Annotated in this window: 7 protein-coding genes and 1 pseudogene; 5 read left to right on the top strand and 3 right to left on the bottom strand. The window is 67.4% G+C overall.

The genetic code is table 11. The features are described 5' to 3' along the window. The first annotated feature begins 2 nt into the window (after positions 1–2). On the top strand, positions 3–644 hold the full coding sequence (locus Adu01nite_RS48870) for a transposase (RefSeq protein ID WP_369076812.1): 642 nt from the start codon (positions 3–5) through the stop codon (positions 642–644). A 157-nt stretch (positions 645–801) separates the two neighbouring features. On the opposite strand, the gene Adu01nite_RS11865 is transcribed toward Adu01nite_RS48870, so the two are convergent. The 3 genes and pseudogenes from Adu01nite_RS11865 to Adu01nite_RS11855 form a co-directional block, all read right to left on the bottom strand. Then, a complete protein-coding gene (locus Adu01nite_RS11865; protein WP_203726627.1) occupies positions 802–1,323 on the bottom strand; it encodes a hypothetical protein in 522 nt (173 codons plus the stop codon). A 123-nt stretch (positions 1,324–1,446) separates the two neighbouring features. Next, positions 1,447–2,607, bottom strand: coding sequence for a glycosyl hydrolase (locus Adu01nite_RS11860; protein WP_203726626.1), 1,161 nt, complete (start codon positions 2,605–2,607; stop codon positions 1,447–1,449). A gap of 40 nt (positions 2,608–2,647) precedes the next feature. Then, positions 2,648–3,235 (bottom strand): annotated as a pseudogene (locus Adu01nite_RS11855) (carbohydrate ABC transporter permease); the annotation flags it as partial. A 267-nt stretch (positions 3,236–3,502) separates the two neighbouring features. On the opposite strand from Adu01nite_RS11855, the gene Adu01nite_RS11850 reads away from it, so the two are divergent. The 4 genes from Adu01nite_RS11850 to Adu01nite_RS11835 all read left to right on the top strand — a co-directional run bounded on the left by Adu01nite_RS11850 (position 3,503) and on the right by Adu01nite_RS11835 (position 10,201). Further along, a complete protein-coding gene (locus Adu01nite_RS11850; protein ID WP_239132316.1) occupies positions 3,503–4,102 on the top strand; it encodes a BadF/BadG/BcrA/BcrD ATPase family protein in 600 nt (199 codons plus the stop codon). Positions 4,103–4,328: 226 nt separating this feature from the next. After that, on the top strand, positions 4,329–7,325 hold the full coding sequence (locus Adu01nite_RS11845) for a carbohydrate binding domain-containing protein (RefSeq protein ID WP_239132315.1): 2,997 nt from the start codon (positions 4,329–4,331) through the stop codon (positions 7,323–7,325). Between the two features lie 179 nt (positions 7,326–7,504). Further along, positions 7,505–9,307 carry a carbohydrate-binding module family 20 domain-containing protein gene (locus Adu01nite_RS11840; protein ID WP_203726625.1) on the top strand — a complete coding sequence of 601 codons (1,803 nt, stop codon included), beginning with the start codon at positions 7,505–7,507 and terminating at the stop codon, positions 9,305–9,307. Positions 9,308–9,637: 330 nt separating this feature from the next. Continuing rightward, complete coding sequence (locus Adu01nite_RS11835; RefSeq protein ID WP_379138840.1) at positions 9,638–10,201, top strand: class I SAM-dependent methyltransferase; 564 nt, start codon at positions 9,638–9,640, stop codon at positions 10,199–10,201. Positions 10,202–10,346 lie beyond the last annotated feature (145 nt).

The following is a 10,346-nucleotide window of genomic DNA, read 5'->3' as shown; positions in this document are numbered from 1 at the left end:
ACCTGACCCGGTTCGCGTCCGCGCGTAGCGTCGTCAAACACGCCGGGCTCAACCCGGCCGAGAACACCTCGGCCACCTTCCGCGGCCAGACCCGGCTGTCCCGGCGTGGGCGGCCCGGGCTGCGGCTGGCCGCCTGGCGCGCCGTCTGGGGCGCCCTGCCCCACAACCCGGTACTACACGCCAAGTTCACCCACCTGACCCGCCGCGACACCGACCGCCTGCCCCCGCACAGGCCCGCGCCGCGTGCGCCGCGACCCTGCTGCGCTGGCTGCACGCCATCGTCACCCGCCGGCAGCCGTTCAACCCCGACATCGCCGCCGGCCAGCACCGTACCGGCCGGCCCATCCCCGCGGTGGCCGCCTGATGACCTCACCAGCGGCGGCAGCGATGCGACCGCCGACAACTCCATAAACCTTCCCCCACCCGGCGGGGCGAGCCCGACTTTTCGTAGAGCCACCAAGCTCGTGACTGACCAAGGGCCACCCGCCGCGCTCCGCACAAGCTCGGTTGCACGCTGTCGGGACCCCGCCACCACCCGTGGGACCAGCCCGTTTGATGATCTACGTAGAGACGCGGAACCCGCGGCGGAGCCCCCACCACACCGGCACCAGGGAACATCACCAACCAGCCAGGCCGGCAACTGAAACAAGCTGAAACAACCGGCCCGGCCCCCACCCATGCCACCGAGCCGACCGGTGATCACCGACCGGCCCAGCACCACGACACCACCCACATCACCAGGGAAAACAACCTGATCAACCAACATCAATCACCCGCCTTGACAACGGGCTCTTACGTTGGTCAGTCGCCGGAGTATCCCCAGAAGTACAGCTCGGCGGGGGTGCCGTCGGGGTCGTGCAGCACCACACATCGGCCGATTCCCCGATACTGCGCCAGCTCGGTGATCTTCTCGACGTGGTCGTGGGTCAGCTTTGCCGAACCCGTCACGGCTATCGCCTCGGCCTCGGTCAGCGGGGCGATGATGCCGTAGTCGGGGTTGCCGTGCTCGTTCACCAGGGCCATGTACTCCTCGAACGTCTCGTACGCGAAAGGCAGCCAGCCGTAGTTGGGCTTCTCGTCGTCGTTGAGCACTCGGTACATGTCCAGGATCGAGTGGGTGCCGGCCAGGCGCACCGATTCCTCGGACCACAGCTCGTCCTCGGTCTGCGGGCGGTTCGGGTAGTCGCGAGCCATTTTGCCGGGCTCGCCGGGCACGGCCCACCAGAACTCGCCGCTCTCGAAGACCCGCTGCCGCAGGCCGACGAAGGCGGCATACCGGTCGGGCTGGTAGGGAACGTAATAGTCCCACCCGGAAGCGCCCAACGAATCCTCCCCTGTTGCCACCCGTCACCCGAAAACGGGACGCAGGCGATCACTTTGCCTGCGGCACTGTACCGGGAGGGTGGGACACCTTGATCCCACTCCCCCGGCACAGTTATCCGATTTTTAACAGCGACCCAGATCCTGCCACTGTTCGGTCCAGCCGGGCTCGGATCCCTGTGTCCAGTATCGGGCCTTCCAGAGGTGCTTTCCCTGGCCGGACGGCGGGCCGCTCGGGTCGCCGTAGCGGCTCTTCTCGTGCTTCACGAGGTTGCCGCCGGTGTAGACCGACGCGAACTGCCACTCGGGCGCGTTCGAGCAGTCCGTAGCGGGAGGAGTTGTCGGATTTGTCGAGGGAGGCGTAGTGGTAGGAGGCGTCGTCGTGCAGCCCCCGGCCGAGGAGACCGTGTCGGTGAAGGCCACGCGAGAGGACCGGTAGGAAGCGGCTGCGGCGGTCGCCGCCGATGGCGCGAGCACCTGGTTCTTCGCGAACAACACCCAATCAACCTGCTGGATGTACGTCGAGAGGCCGCCGGTGTGCGCCGCCGTGTCGATGAACCACAGGTTCCAGTTGATCGTCATCGTCTGGCGGGGGTAGAACTTGCCGGAGTGGTCGCCGACCTGCACCCCGTCGATGAAGTAGATCATGTGCCCGTTCGCCACCTGGACCACCAGGTCGTGCCAGCCGTCGAAGCCCTGCCGCTCCTCGGAGTGCACGTTGTCGGCGTACCAGGGGTCGGCGCGGTAGGTGTACCAGCTGGTCTGGTAGTTGATCGGCCCGGTCTCGCCCCACCCGCCGTTCGGCAGGTACTCGGAAATGTCCAGCTCCGAGTAGGTCGGGTCGAGGTCGCCGTTGAGCGGGCTGATGGTGAAGAAGGTTTCGTTGATGTGGTCGCCGTCGGCGCCGCTGACCGGCGCGTCGGTGAACCGGATGCGGCTGGCGTAGGTGCCGTCCAGGAACCGCTTCTGGGTGGAGTAGGGCTCGGCCTGGTTGGTGCCGGCGCCGGTGCCGTCCGTGGCGGCGGTGAGCTGCATGACCTGGTCGCCGGCCGAGGTCGGGAACGTGATGCTGTTGGCCGACCAGGTCGCGCCGGGCACGCCCGGCCCGCCGGAGTAGGTGCGCGGCGTCCAGCCGTGCCCGGTCAGCGATGAATCGGCCGACGACGTGTAGTGGAAGTCGTCGAAAAGATAGCCGCAGTCGGCGGCCGAGGCAGGTCCGGCGGACAGGGCAACAGCGCCCGAGGCCACCAGAACGGGAATCGCCCAAAGAGCCAATCGGCGTTTCATGGGCACGGTCCTCCCAGGGGATGTGGGAAATGGGGGGGGGTTACTTGACCGCGCCGGCGGTCATTCCGGCGCGGATGTGGCGCTGGAACGCGACGTAGGCGACGAGCACCGGCAGCATGGCGATGGTCAGGCCGGCGAACAGTCCGCCCCAGTCGCTGCGATACCCCTGGCTGACCGACAGGGCGGCCAGACCCTGCGCCAGGACGTACCGGTCCGGGTCGGGATTGAGAACCAGCGGAAGCAAATACTGGTTCCAGAGCCCGAGGAAATTGAAGATGCCCACCGCGACCAGTCCGGGGCGGGCGAGCGGCAGCATGACGCGGAAGAACACCGCGGCATGCGAGCAGCCGTCGAGAAAGGCGGCCTCGGCGATCTCGCCGGGCAGGGTGCGGAAGAACGAATGCAGGAAGAAGACCGTGAAGGGTACGGCGTAAGCGGCGTAGACGAGGATCAGGCCGGGATAGGTGCCGAGGAGTCCGAGCTGCTGGACGACGAAGAACAGCGGGACCAGCGCGAGGAACACCGGGAAGAACATGGCCGCGACGAAGACGTAGTAGAGCAGCCGGTTCCCGCGAAATTCATACCGAGCCAGCGCGTACGCGACGAGCGCACCCAGGAGCATGGTGAGCCGCTCTCACCCGTCACGTCGATCGTCCTTTTCATCGATTGCCGTTGGCGATGGATCCGTGATCGGCCGCGGGCTCGGCGGGCCGGGGAATCCGCTGTCCGGTGGGGTGGCCGCGGCCGCGTCCATCGGGGATGCGGTCCTGCAAGCGCTGTCCGGATGTGATCCATCGCGGGTGGCCGGCGGGGTGGCCGGGCTGGCCGGCACCAGCGTCGCGGCGGATCCGGTTATCGCCGCCGCCTTTGCTGCCCGGTGCGCGTGGTCGGCGACGTGGTCACCGCGTTCGCGGCCGGAACATTTATGTTGGCAGGGAGCGCACTCATTGCGGGCACCGGCGCGGTCGCGGCCCGAATCGTCGCTCATGAGGTCGTCGCCGTCGCGGACGGGTTCGGCTGGCTTCTCGGCGACGAAGGGTCGGGGCGCTGGATGGGCTTGCAAGCCTTGCGGTTTGCTGTCCGGGATTGGCCATCCACATTGGCCTCTCGGGTTGCCGCGCATGCCGGAGCCGCGTCGGTTGACGCGCTCATCCGGTGGGCGCAAGGGCTTCCGCTCGCCGCGATCGACGCCCTCGCACCGGTGGTGTGTGCCGCCGCCCGCGACGGTGATGCGGCGGCTTTGTTCATCGCGGCCGACGCCTCCCGGCGGTTGCTCGCCACTCTCGACCAGGTTGCCGCGGACGGGCCGGTCGTCCTCGCCGGTGGGCTCCTGGCTGCGGATACTCCCGTGCGTCTTCGCGTGCTGTCGGCTCTGCAGGCGCGCGGCGCGACGGTCGGGACCAGCCGTGATCCGGCTGCGGCGGCGGCCTGGCCGGCGGCCCGGCCGCTGAGTGCGCTCGGCGGGCCGGCGCTGCACGCCGCCCTCCTGGGCTGACCTGAGCTGCCGCGTTACCGCATCGATATCTTTCTAAGCATGCGCTTGCAACATTGACGAAAACTCTTCCAATCGATGCAAGTGATTGCTAGCGTGCCATCCAATATGAACGCGGGATTACGCCCGTGTCACCGGCTCCGACGTGTGGTGGCACGGGCCTCGCGCTCTTCGGCCAACGTCATCCTTCGATCGAGAAACGCCCCCTGAGGTCGTTGGAGGAGAACCCGTGTCCAAAAAACGCCCCTGGTGGATCGCCGCGGTCATGGCGGTCGTCACCGCCGTTCCGCTGCTGGTCGCCCCGGCCTTCGCGGCCGCGACCAACACCGTGACCGTCTTCTTCAAGCCGTCGTCGGCCTGGAGCACCGTCAACATCCACTACGCACCGACCGGTGGATCGTGGACGACCGTGCCCGGCGTGGCCATGAGCGCTGCATCCTGCAGCGGCTGGTACACCAAGGCGATCGACCTGGGCACCGCCACCGGCATGCAGGCCACGTTCAACAACGGGTCCGGCACCTGGGACAACAACTCGGGACGTAACTACACCGTCGGCACCGGGATCGTCACCATCACCGGTGGCGTGGTCACCGCGGCCGATCCGTGCTCCGGCACCGTCGTCGACCCGCCGGCCGGGGACAACACGGCCACGATCTTCTATCAGCCGGCGTCCACGTGGGCCACCACCTACCTGCACTACGCGCCGACCGGGGAAGCCTGGACGACCGTGCCGGGTGTGGCCATGAACGAGACCGCCTGCACCGGCTGGGTGAAGAAGACCGTCGAGCTCGGCGCGGCGACCACGCTCGCCGCCACGTTCAACAACGGCAACGGCACCTGGGACAACAACTCGGGGCGCAACTACGCCCTCACCGCGGGCACCTCGAAGGTCAGCGGCGGGGTCATCACCGCCGACGCGACCGATCCGTGCACCGCGGTGCCGGCCGACACCACCGCGCCGACCGCGCCCGGTGCGCTGACCGCCAGCGTCGACCACGTCACCGTGACGCTCGGGTGGACGGCCTCGACCGACGACCGTGGGGTCACCGGCTACCAGTTGACCCGCACCGGCGGGACTGCCGGGACCGTGGTGTTGACCAGTGGCTATGCCACCTACATCGACGGCTCGCTGGCCGCTACCACGGCGTACACCTATGTCGTTCGTGCTGTTGATGCGGCCGGCAACATTTCCGCGCCCAGCGCGACCGTGTCCGTCACCACCGGTTCAGCGCCGCCGGCCGCCGCGGGCGGTGAAATGCTCGGCGGGGACCCGCGCAAGGAGAGCATCTACTTCGTGATGACCGCCCGGTTCTACGACGGGGACACCTCGAATGACCGCGGTGGCAGCCAGAACATCTCCTCCGGGAACGCGGCCAATCAGGACCCGATGTTCCGCGGTGACTTCAAGGGGCTCATCGACAAGCTCGACTACATCAAGGGCGTCGGTTTCTCCGCCGTCTGGATCACGCCGGTCGTGCTGAATCGCTCCGACTACGACTTCCACGGTTACCACGGCTGGGACTTCTATCGCGTCGACACCCGGCTCGAATCGCCGGGCGCGACCTACCAGGATCTGATCGACAAGGCGCACGCCAAGGGCCTCAAGATCTACCAGGATGTGGTCTACAACCACAGTTCCCGCTGGGGTGCCAACGGGCTTTACGTGCCGAAGGTGTGGGGCGCCAAGGACGGCTCGTGGGACTGGATGTATTCCACCAAGGTCGACGGGCAGACCTACGACCCGATGGTGGAATTCTCCGGCACCGACCCGACGCTTACCGCCGCGCAGAATCAGCTCGCCCAGGGCCGGCCCTACAACGGCGACCTCTGGACCACGGCCGAGCCGGCCGGGAACACCTGCCGGAATTGGGGTACGACAAACGGCACCTACAGCCCGCAGGGGTACGCCAATCACAACTGCCAGTGGCCGTCGCCGACCTCCGGGATGTTCCCGGCCTCGCTCTACCACCAGTGCTGGATCGGCAACTGGGAAGGTGAGGACGCGCGGTCCTGCTGGCTCGCCGACGACCTCGCCGACTTCAACACCGAGAACCCGGTCGTCCAGAAATACCTGATCGACGCGTACAACAAATACATCGACATGGGCGTCGACGGGTTCCGGATCGACACCGCCGTGCACATCCCCCGCGTCACCTGGAACCGGCGTTTCCTGCCGGCCATGCAGCAGCATCTGGTGCAGAAGTACGGCGCGACCAAGGCCCAGGACTTCTACGTCTTCGGTGAGGTGGCCGCGTTCGTCAACGACAAGTGGAACCGCGGCTCGGTCAACCACTCGGCCCAGTTCTTCACCTGGAAAGAACGCAAGACGTACACCGACGACGACGTGCAGGCGGCGCTCGACCAGTTCAACTACGAAAACAATGTGGGTACGGGTGGGCAGCCGACCAGCACCAACGCGTTCCTCAACGGCAACGTCTATCACGCGCCCGACCACAGTCAGTTCTCCGGCATGAACATCATCGACATGCGGATGCACATGAACTTCTCGGACGCGTCCAACGCCTTCTACAACGGCAAGGACTCGGACGACTCGGTCAACGACGCGACCTACAACGTCGTGTACGTGGATTCGCACGACTACGGGCCGAACAAGTCGCAGTTCCGCTACACCGGCGGCACCGACGCCTGGGCCGAGAACATGGCTCTGATGTGGACGTTCCGCGGCATCCCCACCCTCTACTACGGGTCGGAGATCGAGTTCCAGGCCGGTAAGCAGATCGACTGCGGGCCGACCTGCCCGCTGGCCACCACCGGGCGCGCCTACTACGGCGACAAGGTGGCCGGGACGGTGACCGCGTCCGGCTACGGGGTGGTTTCCAGCTCCAGCGGGGCGGTCGCGACGACCCTGGCTCAACCACTGGTCAAGCATCTGCAGCGGCTCAACCAGATCCGCCGGGCCATCCCCGCGCTGCAGATGGGGCAGTACTCCACCGAGGGTGTCAGCGGGAACATCGCCTACAAGCGCCGCTACACGTCCGGGTCGGTGGACAGTTTCGCCCTGGTCGCGGTGTCCAGCAGTGCCACCTTCACCGGGATTCCGAACGGTACGTACACCGACGCCGTATCCGGTGACGTAAAGACTGTTACCAATGGTTCGCTGACCGCGTCGGTCAGCAGCAAGGGCGACATGGCGGTGTACGTGCTGGCGCTTGCGGGCAACCCGGCTCCTGGAAAGGTGGGGACCGATGGGCCGTACCTTCGCTGAACTCCCATCCGTACGGCCGGCTCCTCGTCCTTCGTCCTTGACCTTTGCTCTTCCGGCGTCCGCCGGGTTCCGTCCCTTCGCCCCGGCCCGTTCGTTGCCGGCCTGTTCGGCGGCTGTTCCCCAGCCGCGGCCCTTCGCCAACCCCGTCCCCCTCTTGTTCCCCCTTCCGGAGGTGCCCGATGACTCGTTCGACCAGGCGCTGGGCGATACCTGGTGTGATGCTGCTGATGTTCGCGGCGGCTTTGGTAGCGATCGGGCGGCCGCATAACGCCGACGCCAAGGCCGACGCCAATCCGGGTGCGCGGGACGTCATCGTGCATCTCTTCGAATGGCCGTGGGCGTCGATCGCGTCCGAGTGCACCAACGTGCTCGGGCCGAAGGGGTTCGGCGGGGTGCAGGTATCGCCGCCGCAGGAACACGTGGTGTTGCCGTCCTCCGGTTACCCGTGGTGGCAGGACTACCAGCCGGTCAGTTACCAGCTGACCACGCGGCGCGGTGACCGGGCGGCGTTCGCGTCGATGGTTTCCGCCTGTCACGCCGCCGGGGTCAAGATCTACGTCGACGCCGTCATCAACCACATGGCCGGCGGCGGGTCCACCGGCAACGGCAGCGCCGGCTCCACCTACAGTCACTACTCGTACCCGGCGGTCGCGTACGGCAACAACGACTTCCATCACTGCGGGAAGAACGGCAACGACGACATCGTCAGCTGGACCGACCGGTGGGAGGTCCAGAACTGCGAGCTCGTCGACCTGTCCGACCTGGCCACCGAGTCGTCCTACGTCCGCGGCAAGATCGCCGGCTACCTCAACGACCTGATCTCGCTGGGCGTCGACGGGTTCCGGGTGGACGCGGCCAAGCACATGCCGGTCGCCGATCTGCAGGCCATTTACGGCGCGTTGAGCGGTACGCCGTACATCTTCCAGGAGACCATCGAAGGTGGTAGCGGGGAGATCAGCCCGACCGAGTACACCGGCATCGGTGACGTCACCGAGTTCCGCTACGGCGACGTGGTCGGCAACGCGTTCAAGGACGGCAATCTCTCCGGGCTGTCGTCGCTGCCGAACCAGATGCTGCTGGCCAGTGGGGATGCGGTCGCGTTCATCGACAACCACGACACCCAGCGCAACGGGCGGGCAAAACTGACCTACAAGGACGGGACGACTTACGCCCTGTCCGAGGCGTTCATGCTGGCCTACCCGTACGGGACGCCGTCGGTGATGTCGTCGTTCACGTTCTCCAACGCGGACGCCGGGCCGCCTGCCGCCGCCAACGGCACCACCAGCGCGGTGAACTGCTCGTCCGGCTGGGCATGCGAGCACCGGTGGCGCACCACGGCCAACATGGTCGCCTTCCACAACGCCGCCACCGGCACCTCGGTGACCAACTGGTGGTCGAACGGCGGGGCGCAGGCGGCCTTCGGGCGCGGCTCGGCGGCCTATGCGGTCTTCAACCGGGACGGGTCGTCGCTCAACCGGACCTTCCAGACGTCGCTGCCGGCCGGCACCTACTGCGACGTCGCCAACGGCGACTACAACAACGGCACCTGCTCCGGTACGTCCTACACGGTCAGTTCGTCGGGCACCTTCACCGCCACCGTGGCGGCGAACAGCATGCTGGCGCTGCACGTCAACGCCCGCGGATCCGGCTCCGTCCCCACGTCCGGCGCGACCACCTCCCCCGGGGCGTGCACGACGGTCGCGACGGCCTTCGGCGTCAACGCGACCACGGTCTGGGGCGAGAACGTCTACGTGCTGGGCAGCGTCGCCGCGCTGGGCAGCTGGAACACGGCCGGCGGGGTGGCGCTGTCGTCGGCTTCGTACCCGGTCTGGACCGGCACGGTGAACCTGCCACCGAACACGACGGTCGAGTACAAGTACGTCAAGAAGAACGGCTCCACGGTGACCTGGGAATCCGGCGCCAACCGAACCCTGACCACCGGCTCCTCCTGCACCACGTCAGTGAGCGACACCTGGCGCTGAGCCAGCAGCGCCTGGCGTAGCGACGCCTGATGCAGCGACGCGGTGGGCGTTCGTGTTGATGGAGTTGAGTTGACTCGTCAACATTGACGTCCACCCGTTCCGTCTACATGTTGATTTCGTATTGACGGTCAACACGTCAGGTCGTTTCGGCATGGCTCCTCGAGTTGGTGCCGATCATCGCGACGGCCGGCGAGGCAACGTGATAGACATCGTGTCCGGCTGGGCGCGACTGGACGGCCGGCGGGTCGTCGTCCGGCCCAGCACACGACGGGGGTCATCGCAGTGCGTCGAACGGTGTTGTCGGAGCAGGTGCGGGACGCCTATTCGGCGATGTCCGGGCCGTACATCGAGTTGATCGACGACGGGCGGCGGATGGAGGCGTACGACCTCGACTTCATCGGCGGGTACCTGGGCGGCCGCACCGGTCCGGTGCTGGACCTGGGTTGCGGGCCGGGACACCTCACCGCCTACCTCCGGTCGCTCGGCCTCGACGCGACCGGGATCGACATGGTGCCCGAGTTCATCGCCCACGCCGAGGCGACACATCCCGGCGTTCCGTTCCGGCTCGGGTCGATGGACGCCCTCGACGTCGCCGATGGCTCCGTCGCCGGGGTCCTGGCCTGGTACTCGCTGATCCACCGTCCGCCCGCGGACCTCGACGTCGTTCTCGCCGAACTCCGCCGGGTCGTGGCGCCGGGCGGGATGGTCGTCGCCGGGTTCTTCGACGGCGAGCGGGCCGAACCCTTCGACCACAGGGTGATCACGGCCTACCGCTGGCCGGTCGACGAGTTCGCCGGGCGGATGGCCCGGGCGGGCTTCACCGAAGTGCAGCGTTTGCAGCGTACGACCGACCGGCCCGACCGCCTGCACGCCGCGCTCGCGGCCGCCGGGTGATCCGGACAGATCTCGCCTGATCAGGCTGCCAGCAGCTGGCTGTTCACCAGCCGAAACCCGGAGCCGGCCAGGTCCGAGCTGGTCACCAGGCGAGAGCCGAAGTCAGCCGGGGTGGAGCCGGCCGCCGGACCGGGATTGGCTGGGT

The organism is Paractinoplanes durhamensis (assembly GCF_016862175.1).
GTDB lineage: Bacteria > Actinomycetota > Actinomycetes > Mycobacteriales > Micromonosporaceae > Actinoplanes > Actinoplanes durhamensis.
The sequence above is the reverse complement of the archived record's forward strand: the minus strand, read 5'-3'. Positions and strand labels throughout refer to the sequence as shown.

Excerpts from the sequence above, each read along its gene's own strand:
- Adu01nite_RS11860 (WP_203726626.1), bottom strand. The coding sequence starts at position 2,607 with ATGAAACGCCGATTGGCTCTTTGGGCGATTCCCGTTCTGGTGGCCTCG.
- Adu01nite_RS11840 (WP_203726625.1), top strand. The coding sequence starts at position 7,505 with ATGACTCGTTCGACCAGGCGCTGGGCGATACCTGGTGTGATGCTGCTG.
- Adu01nite_RS11835 (WP_379138840.1), top strand. The coding sequence starts at position 9,638 with ATGTCCGGGCCGTACATCGAGTTGATCGACGACGGGCGGCGGATGGAG.